Source organism: Stutzerimonas sp. C6.4V (assembly GCF_058536345.1).
On record NZ_JBZUBM010000002.1, the window covers coordinates 1,276,674 to 1,292,376 of the forward strand.

Below are 15,703 nucleotides of genomic sequence, written 5' to 3' on the forward strand. Positions count from 1 at the left end.
CGTTACTGGTAGCGATAGAGCAGCATCGCGCCGGGAAGCGCCCAGATCATGAACGCGCCGATCAGGCCAAGGGTCGCCGGCAGGATCAGCCACCAGATCTTGGGTGACATCGCATGCATGGGGCTGCGCCACTGCACCAGTGCCAGGCTGGTCGCGCAGATCGTGGCTGCGAGTACTGCACCAGCGATGACGTCGGTCGGCCAGTGAACACCCAGATAGACCCGTGACAGGGCAATCGCAGTCGCCGGCAGCCCGGCAAGCAGCACCCATGCCAGGCGCAGGCGAGGCGGCTGGCCGCGCCCGGCGAGTACACCGAGCGTCAGGAAGAAGGCGAACGCTGCCGAGCTGTGACCGCTGGGGAAGCTGTAGCTGCTCAGGGGTTCGAGCAGGATTTCTGGCCTGATCCGGCCAAACAGGGCCTTGAGCGCTCCGTTGGCCAGTGCGGTGCCGAGCAGTGTGATGATTGCGAAGGTGGCAGCCCGCCGCTGCCTGGTTAGCAGCAGCAGGATGCCCAGCAATACGGCGGCCCATAGCTGGGTTTGAAAATCACCCGCTCGCGTGACGATGACCATGAAACGATCGAAAACCGGGCTGCGCTCGCCTTGCACGACGGTCATCAGGCCTTCGTCGAACTCAACCAGATGGGGCCAGCCAAAGAACAGTCCGACCAGTGCGGCGGCGCAAAGGCCGGCTGCTACCGGTGTGACCCAGCGCAGCTGATGCAGGCTGCTGTGGATGACGCCGCCGATCATCAGCACAAGTGCGCCGATGACGATAGCGGCTTCGCCCCAGAACCCCTCCGGCAGCGGCAGTCGAACAGCCGCACCGGTGGCCCAGCCCGGCAGCAGATAGGCCATCGACCACCCGGCTGCCGCAACCAGGCTCACCAGCAGAAAGCGCCCGAACGGCATGTCCAGCATGCCCGCCGTCAGCGGCAGCATCGGACGTAGCGGGCCGATGAAGCGGCCAACGAGGAGACTGGCGATTCCGTAGCGATCGAAATAGACCTCGGCACGTGACAGCCATTCCGGGTGTCGTCGCAATGCGCGCAGATTGCGGATGTTCTGGTGGTACCGCCTTCCCAGGCCATAGGAGAGCAAATCGCCGAGGAGCCCGCCGGCATAGCCGAGCAGAAGCGTCTCGCCCAGCGTCAGCACGCCGCTACCGGCGAGTACGGCGATGGCGAACACCATGACGGTGCCTGGCATCACCAGCCCGACCACGGCCAGGCACTCCAGGCAGGCCACCAGGAAAAGGCTGAGCCCGAGCCATTGAGGATGGGCGGCGAGCCAGCCGGTAAGTATGGTGAGCCATTCGGGCATGCGTTTTTCCTTGAATCGAGACGGTTTCGACCTGTTTGCCGGTGGCTGGGTTTCACCCCCGGCCATGAAAGCGGCCGGCGCAATTGCGACAGGATGTCGACTAGCCCAGCCTGAATGCGCGCCTGACAGCTGCTCTTTGCAGCCATTCGCCGGGCGCCGCTGTGCGTGAGCCTCATGGCTGGCTATAATCCGCGGCTTTCCCTTCCGTCAGGCCAGTCCAGACCATGACCGAGTCCGTACAGGATTACATGACCCGCCTTGGTCGCGCTGCGCGCGAGGCCTCGCGGGTGCTCGCCCGCGCCGCCACGGCGCAGAAGAACCGCGCGCTGCAAGCTGCGGCGGCTGCGCTCGACGCCGCCCGCGGCGAGCTGGCTGAGGCCAACCAGCAGGACCTGGCCGCCGGGCGCGCCAACGGCCTGGACGAGGCGATGCTCGATCGTCTGGCGCTGACGCCGGCCCGCATTGACGACATGATCGAAGGTCTGCGTCAGGTAGCGACGCTGCCTGACCCCATCGGTGAAATCCGCGACATGCGTTATCTGCCGTCGGGCATCCAGGTCGGCAAGATGCGCGTGCCGCTGGGCGTGGTCGGCATCATCTATGAATCCCGGCCGAACGTGACCATCGATGCGGCCAGCCTGTGCCTCAAGTCTGGCAACGCCACCATCCTGCGCGGCGGTTCGGAAGCCATCCATTCGAATCAGGCCATTGCCCGCTGCATTCAGCTGGGGCTGGCCGAGGCCGGGTTGCCGGCGGCGGCGGTGCAGGTGGTCGAGACGACCGATCGGGCTGCCGTTGGCGCATTGATCACCATGCCGGAGTATGTCGACGTCATCGTGCCGCGCGGCGGAAAAGGGCTGATCGAGCGCATCAGTCGCGATGCCCGGGTGCCGGTGATCAAGCATCTGGACGGGATCTGCCATGTCTATATCGACCGCGCCGCTGATCTCGACAAGGCGATTCGCGTTGCCGATAACGCCAAGACCCAGCGTTATGCACCGTGCAACACCATGGAGACGCTTCTGGTACACGAATCGATCGCCGACCGTGTACTGCCACCGCTGGCGGCCATCTATCGCGACAAGGGGGTGGAGCTCCGCGGCTGTCCGCGCACCCGTGCCTTGCTTGGAGGCGCAGTTCTCGAAGCCTCCGAGCAGGACTGGGCTACCGAATACAACGCACCGATCCTGTCCATCCGTGTGGTCGACTCGCTCGATGAGGCGATCGAGCACATCAATCGCTACGGATCGCAGCACACCGACGCGATCGTTACGGAAAACTTCACCGATGCGCGGCGCTTCATCACTGAAGTGGATTCGGCGTCGGTGATGGTCAATGCCTCCACCCGTTTCGCCGACGGCTTCGAGTACGGCCTGGGTGCGGAGATCGGCATTTCCACCGACAAGCTGCATGCCCGCGGCCCGGTTGGCCTCGAAGGCCTCACCAGCGAGAAGTACGTGGTGTTCGGCGACGGCCACGTACGTACCTGATGATCTCGACTCCAGCGCCACAGCGTATCGGCATACTGGGCGGCACCTTCGATCCGGTGCACATCGGCCATCTGCGGGGTGCGCTGGAAGTCGCCGAAATGTTCGGGCTCGATGAGGTGCGGCTGGTGCCGAATTTCCGTCCGCCGCACCGTGAGACGCCCAACAGCTCTGCGCAGCATCGCCTGGCCATGGTGCGTCTGGCGGTAGACGATCTGCCGCTGCTGGCCGTCGATGCCCGCGAGCTGGAACGGGACGAACCGTCGTACACCATCGACACGCTGGAGTCGTTGCGCAGCGAGCTGGCTGCCGATGACCAGCTGTTTCTGATCCTGGGCTGGGATGCCTTTTGTGGATTGCCCGGTTGGCACCGCTGGGATGAGCTGCTCGAGCATTGTCACGTGCTTGTCATGCAGCGTCCCGATGCCGATAGCGAAGCGCCCGAAGCCCTCCGCGATCTGCTTGCGGCGCGCAGCGTGAGCGATCCGCAGGCACTGACCGGCAGTGGCGGGCAGATTTCATTCGTCTGGCAGGCACCTCTCGGGGTGTCGGCGACGCGGATTCGTCAATTTCTGGCCAGCGGCCGGTCGGTCCGTTTTCTGGTCCCCGACTCCGTACTGGCTTATATCAACGCGCACGGACTCTACCGGGCGTCGAACTGAGGTTGTTTCAAGTTATGCAAAACGATTCTTTGGTCCAGCTGGCCGTCAGCGCCCTGGAAGACCTGAAAGGCGCCGACATCACCACCATCGATGTGCGCGGCAAGACCAGCGTCACCGATTTCATGGTCATTGCCAGCGGTACCTCGAGCCGTCACGTCAAGTCCCTGGCCGACAACGTGCTGGAAAAGGTCAAGGAGCAGGGCGTCCGCCCGCTTGGCAGTGAAGGGCTGGACGGCGGTGAATGGGCGCTGCTGGATCTTGGTGATGTCGTGGTTCACGTCATGCAGGTGCCGACCCGCCAGTTCTACGACCTCGAGCGTCTCTGGCAGGGTGCCGAGCAGAGCCGCGCGCAGCACGCAGGCGAGCAGGAATAGTCGATCCGTGCGGATCAAGCTGATCGCGGTGGGCTCGAAGATGCCCCGCTGGGTAGAAGACGGCTGGCATGAATATGCCAAGCGCCTGCCGTCCGAGCTGCCTCTGGAGCTTCACGAAATATCCCTAAACACTCGGGGCAAGAATGCCGACGTGGCGCGGTTGATTCGCCAGGAGGGCGAGGCCATGCTGGCGAAGGTGCAGCCCGGGGAGCGTATCGTCACCCTGGAAGTGACGGGGCGCCCCTGGAGCACTGAGCAGCTGGCCGCCGAACTGGAGCGTTGGCGGCTCGATGCGCGTAACGTCAATCTGATGGTGGGCGGGCCGGAAGGTCTGGCCCCCGAGGTCTGCGCGCGCAGCGAGCAGCGCTGGTCGCTGTCGCCGCTGACTTTGCCGCATCCCCTCGTGCGTATTCTCATCGGCGAGCAGATCTATCGCGCCTGGACCTTGTTGTCCGGCCATCCATATCACAAGTAGTACAGCCGAACCCACGATGTCCCAGCCGATCCCCCTCAAGGACCACGAAAAAGATGCCCGTCTGGTGCGTCAGCGTGTGCTCGTGGGCGGGGCACTGGTTCTGTTGCTGATCGGTGTGCTGATTGCACGGCTTTACTACCTGCAGGTGGTGCAGTACGAGCATCACTCGACCCTGTCGGAAAACAACCGGGTCCACGTCCAGCCGATCCCGCCCAATCGTGGCCTGATCTTCGATCGCAACGGCATCATCATCGCCGACAACCGGCCCAGCTTCAGCTTGACCGTGACCCGGGAGCGGGCCGGTGACTGGCGCAAGACGCTTGATACCGTGGTCGAGGTGCTGGGGCTTACGGCGGAAGAGCGGGAATTGTTCGAGAAGCGCGTACTGCAAGGGCGGCGGCCATTCGAACCGGTGCCGATCATGTACGAGCTGTCCGAAGAGCAGATCGCCCGCATCGCGGTGGACCAGTTCCGCCTGCCCGGCGTCGAGGTCGCCGCTCAGCTCGTTCGACACTACCCCGAGGGCGAGCATTTTGCTCACTCGGTCGGCTACGTCGGCAGGATCAACGAGGCCGAGCTCAAACAGCTCGATCCGGTGAATTACAGCGGCACCCACCATATCGGCAAGACGGGTATCGAGCGTTTCTATGAAGATTCGCTGCACGGCCAGGTGGGGTACGAGGAGGTTGAAACCAATGCGCGCGGACGGGTGTTGCGCGTGCTCAAGCGCACCGACCCGATCCCGGGGAAAGATCTGACGCTGACTCTCGATCTGCGGTTGCAGCAAGCCGCCGAAGCAGCCCTGGCGGGGCGTCGCGGTGCGATTGTGGCGCTGCAGCCGGCAACCGGTGAGGTGTTGGCCATGGTCAGCCAGCCGAGCTTCGATCCCAACCTGTTCGTCACCGGAATCAGCTTCAAGGCCTACGGCGAGCTGCGCGATTCCATCGATCGACCGCTGTTCAACCGTGTCTTGCGTGGCTTGTATCCGCCGGGTTCGACGATCAAGCCGATGATGGCGGTAGCTGGCCTGGACACCGGCGTGGTCACCGAAAACAGTCGCGTTTTCGACCCGGGCTTCTTCCAGTTGCCCAACGTCAAGCACAAGTACCGCAACTGGAATCGCGGCGGCGATGGCTGGGTGGACCTGGAAACGGCGATCATGCGATCCAATGACACCTATTTCTACGATCTGGCACACAAGATGGGCATCGACCGCATGCACGACTACATGAGTCGCTTCGGCATCGGTCAGCGCGTGTCCCTGGATATGTTCGAGGAAACCGCCGGCCTGATGCCTTCGCGGGACTGGAAACGGGCGCGCTACCGTCAGCCGTGGTATCCCGGCGAAACGGTCATTCTCGGTATCGGTCAGGGCTACATGCAGACCACCCCTCTGCAGCTGGCCCAGGCCACTGCCCTCATGGCCAACCATGGCAAGTGGATCAGGCCGCACCTGGCCAGGCGCATCGAAGGCGAGTTGCCCGTGGATCCCGAGCCGATGCCTGATATCCAGCTGCGCGATCCGCGCTACTGGGACGCCTCCATCAACGGCATGGTGCAGGTACTGCATGGCGCTCGTGGCACGGCAAAGAAGGTCGGCGACACCGCGACCTATCGTATTGCCGGCAAGAGCGGTACCGCACAGGTCGTGGCCATCAAGCAGGGCGAGCGCTATGACAGTGGCAAGCTCGCCGAGCGCCACCGCGACCACGCCCTGTTTGTCGCCTTCGCACCGGTTCACAACCCGCAGATCGCGGTAGCGGTCATGGTCGAGAATGGCGAATCCGGTTCTGGCGTAGCGGCGCCGGTGGCCAAGCAGGTCATGGACGCCTGGCTGCTCAATGAAGAGGGACAGCTCAAGGCCGAGTACGCGCCGACCCTCAGTGCTACGGCAGCTGCGCCATGAGCGGAACCTTCGATCGCACCCTTTCGACCACGGACGTGATGCGTCGCCGCGCCACGTTGCTGCAACGCATGCACATCGATGGCGTACTGCTGTTGCTGTTGCTGTTGCTTGCCGCTGGCAGCCTGTTCATCCTGTACTCGGCTGGTGGCAAGAACTGGGACCTGCTGATCAAGCAGGCCACCTCCTACGGTATCGGCCTGGCGGCCATGCTTTTTATCGCTCAGCTGGAGCCGAGATTCATGGCGCGCTGGGTTGCGCTCGGCTATTTGCTGGTCGTGGGGCTGTTGCTGGCTGTCGAATTCGTCGGTTACACGGCGATGGGGGCAACCCGCTGGATCAATATTCCTGGGGTGATTCGCTTCCAGCCATCGGAATTCATGAAGATCATCATGCCGATGACCATTGCCTGGTACCTGTCTGCCCGTGCATTGCCGCCCAGTCTCAAGCACACGGCGATCAGCCTGGCCCTGATCGTGGTGCCCTTTGTGCTGATCCTCAAACAGCCTGATCTGGGCACCTCGCTCCTGGTGCTGGTGTCCGGCGCGTTCGTGCTGTTCATCGCCGGCTTGCGCTGGCGCTGGGTGCTGGGCGCGATTGCGGCCCTGGTGCCGGTAGCGGTGGCCATGTGGTACTTCGTTCTGCACGACTACCAGAAGCAGCGAGTGCACACCTTTCTTGACCCGGAAAGCGATCCGCTGGGCACCGGCTGGAACATCATCCAGTCCAAGGCCGCAATCGGATCGGGTGGAGTCTTCGGCAAGGGTTGGCTGATGGGTACCCAGTCACACCTGGATTTTTTGCCGGAAAGCCATACGGACTTTATCATTGCGGTCCTGGCCGAGGAGTTCGGGCTGGTAGGTGTCTGCCTGCTGCTACTGATCTACCTGCTGCTGATAACCCGCGGCCTGATGATTACCGCCCAGGCGCAAACCCTGTTCGGCAAGCTGCTGGCAGGTGCGCTGACCATGACGTTCTTTGTGTATGTTTTCATCAATATCGGTATGGTCAGCGGGTTGTTGCCGGTGGTGGGAGTGCCGTTGCCCTTTATCAGTTTTGGTGGAACTTCGTTGGTGACCCTACTGTCAGGGTTCGGGGTTTTGATGTCGATCCACACCCATCGCAAGTGGATCGCGCAGGTTTGACTAGAGTGAATTTCTTGAATCCATTAAGGCGTGGCTGGTTGGCTCGGGTGTTCCTCGGAGCGGGGCTGTGCAGTGCTTTCGGCGGTGCTTCGCTGGTGCAGGCGGCCGATTACGAAGGCGAGAAAGTGGCTGAGTTCATCCGCGAGATGACCCATGACTACGGCTTCGCCAGTGAGCAGCTGGTCGACCTTTTGGCCCAGGCGGAGCGCAAGCAGGCCATCCTTGACGCCATTTCAAGGCCGGCCGAGCGCGTCAAGCCGTGGAAGGAATACAGGCCGATCTTCATTACCGACTCGCGCATCGCCCAGGGCGTCGATTTCTGGCGCGAGAATGAGGCCGCGCTGCAGCGCGCCGAGGCTGAATTCGGCGTGCCCCCGGAGATCATCGTTGCCATCATTGGTGTCGAGACCTTCTACGGCCGCAACACCGGCAGCTACCGGGTAATCGATGCGCTTTCCACCCTGGGTTTCGATTATCCGCCCCGTCAACCCTTCTTCCGCCAGCAGCTCAAGGAGTTTCTCCTGCTGGCGCGTGAGGAGCAGGTCGATCCCCTCACGCTGACCGGCTCCTATGCCGGTGCGATGGGGCTTCCGCAGTTCATGCCGAGCAGTTTCCGCGCCTATGCGGTGGATTTCGACAGCGATGGCCACATCGATATCTGGAAGAATCCGGTCGATGCCATAGGCAGCGCTGCCAACTACTTCAAGCAACATGGCTGGGTAACCAACGAACCGGTGGTGGCGAGAGCCAGGGTTAGCGGTGATCGTCATGCCGAGGGGCTGACGGAGGGCCTGGAGCCATTGAAGAACGCCGCGCAGCTGCGTGAGTTGGGATGGCAGACCGATGCGACCCTGCCTGACGATACAGCCGTCACCGCGTTTCGCCTGGAAGGCGCCGAGGGCGACGAGTTCTGGGTGGGGTTGCCCAATTTCTACGTCATCACCCGCTACAACCGCAGCGTCATGTACGCCATGGCTGTGCATCAGCTGGGCGAGAAGCTCGCCGCGGCACGAGGCGCGCAATGACCAGCAGGATGGGACGCCTCTTGGGGGTGACAGCTGTGATCGCGCTGGTTGCCGGTTGCTCGTCATCGCCCACGCCACATGCTCCTTCAGCGGCAAGCAGTCCGGCAAGCAGCGGGCCGGGAGATTATTCGCGCCCACACAAGGATGGCGCTCCTTGGTGGGACGTGGATGTGTCGAGCATTCCTGATGCAACGCCCACTCCGCATAACGGGCCGTTCAAGGCCAATCCGTATACGGTACTGGGCAAGACCTACTACCCCATGGGTGACGGGCGAAAATACAGGGAAACCGGTACCGCTTCCTGGTATGGCACCAAATTTCATGGGCAGCCTACCGCCAACGGCGAGAAGTACGACTTGTACGGGATGAGCGCTGCGCACAAGACCCTGCCGCTGCCGAGCTACGTCAGGGTGACCAACCTCGACAACGGCAAGGCCGTGGTGCTGCGCGTCAACGACCGGGGGCCGTTCTACTCGGATCGGATCATCGACCTGTCCTTCGCTGCGGCGAAGAAGCTGGGATATGCCGAAACCGGTACAGCGCGGGTAAAGGTCGAGGGTATCGACCCTGTGCAGTGGTGGGCCGATCGCGGTCAGCCCGTACCCTTGGTGCTTGCACAGACCAAACAGGTCCCGAGCGCGCCCGCGCTCAAGGCCACGGCGCAGCCTGTCGAGAATTACACGCCGCCGCCAGCCCAGCATGCGGGAGCGACGGTGCCCCTGGAGATCGATCGCGGCAGCGCGGGCGCCGATGCGGGACTGTTTCTTCAGGTGGGCGCTTTTGCCAATCCCGATGCTGCTCAGCTGCTGCGTGACAAGCTCAGCAGCATGACCGCGGCGCCGGTATTCGTCAGTTCGGTCGTTCACCAGGAGCAGATCCTCCATCGGGTGCGCCTGGGGCCGCTCGAGTCGCAGGATCAGGCGGCACAACTCGAGCAGAGTGTGCGTCTGGCCAATCTGGGACAGCCGCGACGGGTGAGAGGCGACTGATCGCCACGGAATCATCAGCTGGGCGCCGGCGCAACAACAAACGCTTTGCCAAACACCATCTTCCGAGAGTGCAATGACTATCACCACCTTCCTGCAGCGTCTGTTTCTGATCACCTTGCTGGCGGTAGCGCCTGCTGTACAGGCCGAGCCGATCATCCCGTCCCCTCCCGAGCTGGCGGCCAAATCCTATGTGCTGATGGATGCGGCCAGTGGCAAGGTGCTGGTGGAGAACAATGGCGACGAGCGCCTGCCGCCGGCCAGCCTGACCAAGCTGATGACGGCATACATCGCAACGCTCGAAATCCGCAAAGGCCAGATATCTGAAAGCGACATGGTGACCGTCAGTGAAAAAGCCTGGCGTACCGGTGGCTCGCGCATGTTCATCCAGGTCAATACGCAGGTATCGGTGGACGACCTGCTGCACGGCATCATCATCCAGTCCGGCAATGACGCCAGCGTCGCCATGGCTGAGCACATTGCCGGTAGCGAGGATGCCTTTGCCGATCTGATGAACAGCACCGCGCAGCAGCTGGGCATGACCAATACCCATTTCATGAACTCGACCGGACTGCCGCATCCGGAGCATTATTCGTCCGCTGCCGACATGGCCAAACTGGCCCGGGCCATCATTCATGAGGATCCGGCGCACTACGGCATCTACGCGCAGAAGGAATTTTTCTGGAACAACATCAAGCAGCCCAACCGCAACCTGTTGCTGTGGCGCGACAAGACGGTGGATGGGCTGAAAACAGGGCATACCGAGGAGGCGGGCTACTGTCTGGTAGCCTCTGCAGTTCGCGACGACATGCGGCTGATCACGGCTGTCTTTGGCACCAATAGCGAGCAGGCGCGTGCGGCGGAGACGCAGAAACTGTTGACCTACGGCTTCCGCTTCTTCGAAACCCGCACCTTCTACCAGAAAGGCGTCGAACTGGCGAAATCCCGCGTCTGGAAAGGTGAACAGGACCAGGTCAGTGCCGGCCTGGCGAACGATCTGACCATGACCCTGCCGCGCGGCCAAATGGACAAGCTGCAAGCCGGTCTGACTTTCAACCCCGAACTGACAGCGCCCATTCAGCAGGGCGATGTGGTGGGCAAGGTCGAGGTGAGCCTCGATGGTCAGGTTGTGCAGAGCTCGGATCTCATTGCCTTGCAGGCGGTGGAAGAGGGTGGGCTGTTCAGCCGTTTGTGGGATAGCATTCAGCTGTTCTTCTTCAACCTCTTCAACTAGACCTCTGGAGCGCGCCTTGGCCAACCGCCGGGCGTGCTTGCGGATCACGAGTCCGTCGCCATGACCGAAAGCAAAAGCGAAACACAGCCACCCAGGATCGAATTTCCCTGCGAACGTTACCCGATCAAAGTCATCGGTGATGCAGGCGAAGGGTTCAGCGAGACGGTGGTGGAGGTGATTCGGCGACACGCGCCGAATCTGGACGAAACCACGCTGGTGTCTCGTGACAGCCGCAACGGCCGCTTCCTGTCCGTGCAGGTGCTGATCACGGCGACAAGTGTCGAGCAGTTGCAGGCGATCCATGTCGATTTGCGCGCAACCGGGCGCGTACACATGGTGCTCTGATGTGGCCCGCAACTGACGGGTCCCTTTCTGGTCCTGCGGGCAGAAGGGCCTGCGAATGACTGCTTCGGTGCTGGGCGTCCGCGAGTTTGGCCTCGTGGAGTACCCGTTGGCCTGGCAGGCCATGCAACGCTTCACCAATGAACGCACACCGTCGACGGACGATGAAATCTGGTTGCTGCAACATGCCCCGGTATTTACCCAGGGACAGGCTGGCAAGGCGGAACATCTGCTGGTGCCCGGAGATATTCCGGTAGTGCAGGCCGATCGTGGCGGGCAGGTGACCTATCATGGCCCCGGACAGCTTGTCTGCTATCTGATGCTGGATATCAGGCGGTTGGGGTTTGGCGTACGCGAACTCGTGAGTCGCATCGAACAGAGCCTGATCGATCTGCTTGCGAGTTACGATGTGCAGGCCCAGGCCAAGCCGGACGCGCCAGGTGTGTACGTCGATGGTGCGAAAATCGCGTCACTCGGCTTGCGCATCCGTAACGGATGCTCGTTCCATGGCCTGGCGCTCAATGTGGATATGGATCTGGAGCCCTTCGGGCGGATCAATCCATGCGGATATGCCGGCATGACCATGACCCAGCTGGCCGATCTGGTGGCCGGACCAGTTGCATTTCCTGATGTCAGTGCCCGCCTGCGTGAGCAGTTGGTCAGGCATCTCGGCTACGCACAGCAGCAGACCCTGAAGGGTGCAGTGATAGACGGCTAGGTCGCGCGCTGGTTTATACCGGGTGAGCGCGGGGCATGGCGTACAAGTACGCCTGCCCCCGAGGCGAAGCCCAGGGGCAGGCGCCTTTCGGCCCGATCAGTTCAGATTGAGGGTTGGAATCAGACTGCTTTCAAACGGCTGGCCCGGCACCGGAACCGGGGCGGACAGGCCCAGGTTGTTCTTTTCGAACACTCGGTCGGCTCGGTAGCTGGAGCGCACCAGCGGGCCGGCAGCGACTTCCATGAAGCCTTTCTCCAGGCCGATGTCGCGGAAACGGTTGAATTCTTCAGGGCTGACCCAGCGTTTTACCGGCAGGTGGTTGCGGGTCGGCTGTAGATACTGGCCGAGGGTGAGGATGTCCACGCCGATGGCGCGCAGGTCATCCATGGTCTGCAGCACTTCCTCGTCGGTTTCGCCCAGGCCAAGCATCAGGCTGGTCTTGGTCAGCATCTCCGGGCGATAGCGCTTGGCGTGCTCCAGCACGCGCAGGGTCTTCTCGTAGCCGGCGCGGGGGTCGCGCACGTCATGGGTCAGTCGTTTGACCGTCTCGACGTTCTGCGCGAAGACTTCCAGGCCAGAGTCCGCTACGCGTTCGATGGCTTGCAGGTCGCCGTCAAAGTCCGGTGTCAGGGCCTCCACTACCACATGCGGGGTGCGCTCCTTGATGGCGCGCACGCAGGCGGCGTAGTGTGCGGCACCGCCGTCGTCCAGATCGTCACGGTCCACCGAGGTCAGCACGATATAGCGCAGCGCCATCAGTTCCACCGACTTCGCGGTGTTCTGCGGCTCTTCCAGATCCAGCCAGCCATTGGGATTGCCGGTATCCACGGCGCAGAAGCGACACGCGCGCGTGCAGACCGAACCCATCAGCATGATGGTGGCAGTGCCGTTGGACCAGCACTCGCCCATGTTCGGGCAGTGGGATTCCTGGCAGACGGTACTCAGGCGGTGTTCGCCGACATTGCGCTTGACCGCTTCGAAGCGGCTGCCGCTGGGCGCCTTGACCCGCAGCCACTTGGGCTTGGGTTCGAACACCTGGGGTTCGCTCGAGGCGCGGCGCTTCTGCCCGTCCTTGATTGCGGTGATGCCCTGGGTGGTACGGAATTTTTCGCCGCTGGCAACGGCCTTGGGCTGGGAGGTTTCGGACATCGGCTTTCTGGGCTCCGCTAGAGACTCCGTGGACGAGGCGGCTTTTGGCCGCCGCGCAGTTTATCACAGGCACTGACCGTTCAGTCCGCACAGCGCTGGGTGCAGTCGCTCAGAAGGGGCTGCCGAAGTTGCGTGGCCCACCTGCGCGGGGTTGGACGGCAAGTAGCGCGTGGCCGACTGATTCGGCCGCGTTCCTCAGGGCTCTGCGCGCAGCTGTCCCAGCAATTCCTGCGTCGGATGGCCGTCGGCGGGCCAGCCGAGCTGCTGCTGGAATCCACGTATGGCGCTGCGCGTATTGGCACCGATGATGCCGTCGGGCAGGCCGGGATCGAAGCCTTGGGCGGCAAGGCGCTCCTGTAGCTCCATGCGTTCCGACCGGCTCAATGGCTGCTCGCCGAGGGGCCAGCTGCCTTCCACCTTGCCTGCTCCTTCGAAGCGCTCCGACAGCAGCCCGATAGCCAATGCGTAGGACGAAGAATTGTTATAGCGCAAGATCGAACGGAAATTATCGAGGATCAGAAATGCTGGCCCTCGGTGGCCCGCAGGCAGTAACAGGCTCGCCGAGGCGTCATCATTGCCCCGCGGAAGATTGCGCAGACCCAGCTCCCGCCATGCCGCCAGCGGCTTGCGCAGGCTGCTGTCGGCCAGGGCATAGTCGAACCCGTCGGGCAATCGGACCTCGAAGCCCCAGGGCTGGCCTGCTTTCCAGCCCGACGCCTGCAGGTAGTGGGCAGCTGAGGCCAATGCATCAGCCGAGCTGTTCCAGATGTCCCGACGCCCATCGCCACTGAAGTCGACCGCATGGGTGTTGTAGGTGGTGGGTATGAACTGGGTCTGGCCCATTGCACCGGCCCAGGACCCGCGAAGCTGGGCGGGCTCGACATCACCGTGCGCAAGAATGTCCAGTGCCGCCAGCAGCTGGCTCTTGGCGAAAGCAGGCCGCCGCCCTTCATGGGCGAGCGTGGCCAGTGAGCGAATCACTGACTTGTCCCCCATGATCTGTCCGAAGCTGCTTTCCAGGCCCCAGATCGCAACCAGGGTGTTGCGGTCCACCCCGTAACGAGCCTCGATGTCATCCAGTATGTCGGCGTTCTGTTCGAGCAGGCGTTGTCCAGTCTGCACACGCTGCTTCGAGAGTGCGCCGTTCAGGTATTCCCACACCGGCCGGGTGAACTCGGGCTGGCTGCGGTCAGCCGCAATGACGCTGGGATCAGGGGTGATGCCTTCGAAGGCACGGTCGAACAGATCGGCCGAGATGCCGGCCTGGAGGGCTTCGCGACGGAAAGCGTCACGCCACTGGGTGAACGTCTGCTGTTCACCGGCTGCGATGGGTGAGTCGCTGTCCGCGGCGCTGTCAGCGGCCGGCAGCATGCCTTGCGGGCTGGATGATGGCGCCGGTGACTGCGAGACCGGCTCGGCGGCGCAGGCGACCATGATGCTCAGGGCTGATCCGGCAATCAGGCTGCGTAGCAGCAGTACAGGAACGAAGGTGTAAAGCATGTACCACTCTCGGCAGGTCAACGGCAGCTGACCTTATCACGCTTTGAATTGCTTGGCTTTTCAAGCTGCCAGAAGGACCGAAGCCTCCCAGTTGGCTGACTGGGAGGCTTCGCGACGGTAGCTGCCTTTACCTTTTCGGGGCTGCTCCTGACGACTGCGGAACAGCGGCTGGGCAACCAGGGATTTGGCCTTGTTCGGCCTTTTGCGACTCTTTGCCATGTTTTGAAGCCTCTTGCGTGCGATCAGTTGCGCAGCTTAGGGCTTGTACAGAAAATGTCCAGCGCAGGGCGGCGCTGCATCAGTCGGCTGCGGCTGAAGCGTCAGCCACCAATGCGCTTTCCGCTCAGCCTAAGGCAGAGATCTGTCAGGCCGATCCAGGGGTCACCCGGAGACTGCCCCTTGATCTGTTCGTCGATATGTTGAGCACTCATCAGCAGCCTTTGCCAGCCGGCAGCATCGTGGCGCTGCAGGGCTTTGCTCACCAGCGGCTTGCGCTTGTCCCACACGGGTGGGCGCGCCTGGCTGAAGGCCCGGTCGAGCGGGGTACCCTGGCTGTATTGCTGGGCAATGTTGGCGAGCTGGCGTACCTCGCGTGCCACGGCCCAGAGGATGACCGGGGCTTCGACGCCTTCGCCACGAAGGCCCTCCAGCATGCGCAGGATGTGCTCGGGCTGGCCTAGCAGCGCGGCATCGATCAGCCCGAACACGTCATAACGGGCACTATCGGCCACCGCAGCCTGCACGGTGGCTACAGTGACCTGACCCCCTTCGGCGAGCAGCTTGAGCTTTTCTATCTCCTGCGCTGCTGCCAGCAGATTGCCCTCGACCCGGGCAGCAATCAGCTCAACCGCCTCCTGGTCGGCGGCCAGGCCGGCCTGCGCCAGGCGCTGGCGAATCCACTGCGGGAGCTGTTGCGCGTCCACCGGCCAGATCTGCAGGAATTGCACCTGTTTGCCATCGATCAGTGCCTTGGCCCATTTGGTCTTTTGCGTATTGCCATCGAGCTTGGGCAGGCTGACCAGCAGAACGGTGTCTTCGGCCGGCCGTGCAAGGTAGTCGAGAAGCGCAGCAGCGCCCTTGTCGCCGGGCTTGCCGTTGGGGATGCGAAGCTCCAGCAGGCGCTTCTCGGCGAATAGCGACAGGCTGGCACCTGCCTCGATGAGCTGACCCCAGTCGAACCCGGTTTCGGCGTTGAGCACCTGGCGCTCGCTGAACTCCTGTTGCCGACAGGCTGCACGAATGGCGTCGCAGGCTTCCTGGCAGAGCAGGTGCTCATCACCGCTGACCACGTAGACGGGCGCAAGTGGACCTTGCAGGTGCTTGGCGAGCTGGGCGGGAGGTAATTTCATCGGAGGGACAGGAGCCCGCGTGAGCAGGCTCC

Annotated in this window: 16 protein-coding genes; 11 read left to right on the forward strand and 5 right to left on the reverse strand. The window is 62.8% G+C overall.

Annotated features, from left to right (window positions below):
* Nucleotides 1-2: 2 nt before the first annotated feature.
* Nucleotides 3-1,322 (reverse strand): bifunctional DedA family/phosphatase PAP2 family protein, encoded by a 1,320-nt coding sequence (locus AC4LFW_RS21580; RefSeq protein ID WP_491822009.1) that lies wholly within the window; start codon nucleotides 1,320-1,322, stop codon nucleotides 3-5.
* Nucleotides 1,323-1,546: 224 nt separating this feature from the next.
* Here AC4LFW_RS21580 and AC4LFW_RS21585 point away from each other — a divergent pair, with 224 nt between their 5' ends.
* The 11 genes from AC4LFW_RS21585 (at nucleotide 1,547) to lipB (ending at nucleotide 11,673) form a co-directional block, all read left to right on the forward strand.
* Nucleotides 1,547-2,812: a glutamate-5-semialdehyde dehydrogenase gene (locus AC4LFW_RS21585; RefSeq protein ID WP_491822011.1), complete on the forward strand. Its 1,266-nt coding sequence runs from the start codon at nucleotides 1,547-1,549 to the stop codon at nucleotides 2,810-2,812.
* On the forward strand, nucleotides 2,812-3,471 hold the full coding sequence (nadD, locus tag AC4LFW_RS21590) for a nicotinate-nucleotide adenylyltransferase (RefSeq protein ID WP_491822013.1): 660 nt from the start codon (nucleotides 2,812-2,814) through the stop codon (nucleotides 3,469-3,471). Before AC4LFW_RS21585 ends, nadD begins: the two co-directional genes overlap by 1 nt.
* Before the next feature lie 14 nt (nucleotides 3,472-3,485).
* Entirely contained in the window at nucleotides 3,486-3,845 is a 360-nt protein-coding gene (rsfS, locus tag AC4LFW_RS21595) for a ribosome silencing factor (RefSeq protein ID WP_021209688.1), read from the forward strand.
* Between the two features lie 7 nt (nucleotides 3,846-3,852).
* Complete coding sequence (gene rlmH / locus AC4LFW_RS21600; RefSeq protein ID WP_025243223.1) at nucleotides 3,853-4,320, forward strand: 23S rRNA (pseudouridine(1915)-N(3))-methyltransferase RlmH; 468 nt, start codon at nucleotides 3,853-3,855, stop codon at nucleotides 4,318-4,320.
* Nucleotides 4,321-4,336: 16 nt separating this feature from the next.
* On the forward strand, nucleotides 4,337-6,226 hold the full coding sequence (gene mrdA, locus AC4LFW_RS21605; protein WP_491822016.1) for a penicillin-binding protein 2: 1,890 nt from the start codon (nucleotides 4,337-4,339) through the stop codon (nucleotides 6,224-6,226).
* Nucleotides 6,223-7,368, forward strand: a complete 1,146-nt coding sequence (gene rodA / locus AC4LFW_RS21610; protein WP_491822018.1) for a rod shape-determining protein RodA — start codon at nucleotides 6,223-6,225, stop codon at nucleotides 7,366-7,368. Before mrdA ends, rodA begins: the two co-directional genes overlap by 4 nt.
* Nucleotides 7,369-7,415: 47 nt before the next feature.
* Nucleotides 7,416-8,393: a lytic murein transglycosylase B gene (gene mltB / locus AC4LFW_RS21615; RefSeq protein WP_491822227.1), complete on the forward strand. Its 978-nt coding sequence runs from the start codon at nucleotides 7,416-7,418 to the stop codon at nucleotides 8,391-8,393.
* On the forward strand, nucleotides 8,390-9,382 hold the full coding sequence (locus tag AC4LFW_RS21620; protein WP_491822020.1) for a septal ring lytic transglycosylase RlpA family protein: 993 nt from the start codon (nucleotides 8,390-8,392) through the stop codon (nucleotides 9,380-9,382). Before mltB ends, AC4LFW_RS21620 begins: the two co-directional genes overlap by 4 nt.
* Nucleotides 9,383-9,455: 73 nt before the next feature.
* Nucleotides 9,456-10,613, forward strand: a complete 1,158-nt coding sequence (locus AC4LFW_RS21625; RefSeq protein ID WP_491822022.1) for a D-alanyl-D-alanine carboxypeptidase family protein — start codon at nucleotides 9,456-9,458, stop codon at nucleotides 10,611-10,613.
* A gap of 60 nt (nucleotides 10,614-10,673) precedes the next feature.
* Nucleotides 10,674-10,958 carry a DUF493 domain-containing protein gene (locus AC4LFW_RS21630; RefSeq protein WP_491822024.1) on the forward strand — a complete coding sequence of 95 codons (285 nt, stop codon included), beginning with the start codon at nucleotides 10,674-10,676 and terminating at the stop codon, nucleotides 10,956-10,958.
* Between the two features lie 55 nt (nucleotides 10,959-11,013).
* Nucleotides 11,014-11,673 carry a lipoyl(octanoyl) transferase LipB gene (gene lipB / locus AC4LFW_RS21635; RefSeq protein ID WP_491822026.1) on the forward strand — a complete coding sequence of 220 codons (660 nt, stop codon included), beginning with the start codon at nucleotides 11,014-11,016 and terminating at the stop codon, nucleotides 11,671-11,673.
* 96 nt (nucleotides 11,674-11,769) lie between these two features.
* Here the strand turns inward: lipB and lipA are convergent, their stop codons facing one another.
* The 4 genes from lipA to holA all read right to left on the reverse strand — a co-directional run bounded on the left by lipA (nucleotide 11,770) and on the right by holA (nucleotide 15,671).
* A complete protein-coding gene (lipA, locus tag AC4LFW_RS21640; protein WP_491822028.1) occupies nucleotides 11,770-12,822 on the reverse strand; it encodes a lipoyl synthase in 1,053 nt (350 codons plus the stop codon).
* Nucleotides 12,823-13,017: 195 nt separating this feature from the next.
* Nucleotides 13,018-14,322, reverse strand: coding sequence for a lytic murein transglycosylase (locus AC4LFW_RS21645; protein WP_491822030.1), 1,305 nt, complete (start codon nucleotides 14,320-14,322; stop codon nucleotides 13,018-13,020).
* A 60-nt stretch (nucleotides 14,323-14,382) separates the two neighbouring features.
* A complete protein-coding gene (arfA, locus tag AC4LFW_RS21650; RefSeq protein WP_491822032.1) occupies nucleotides 14,383-14,541 on the reverse strand; it encodes an alternative ribosome rescue factor ArfA in 159 nt (52 codons plus the stop codon).
* 101 nt (nucleotides 14,542-14,642) lie between these two features.
* Nucleotides 14,643-15,671, reverse strand: coding sequence for a DNA polymerase III subunit delta (gene holA, locus AC4LFW_RS21655; RefSeq protein WP_491822034.1), 1,029 nt, complete (start codon nucleotides 15,669-15,671; stop codon nucleotides 14,643-14,645).
* Nucleotides 15,672-15,703: the final 32 nt, after the last annotated feature.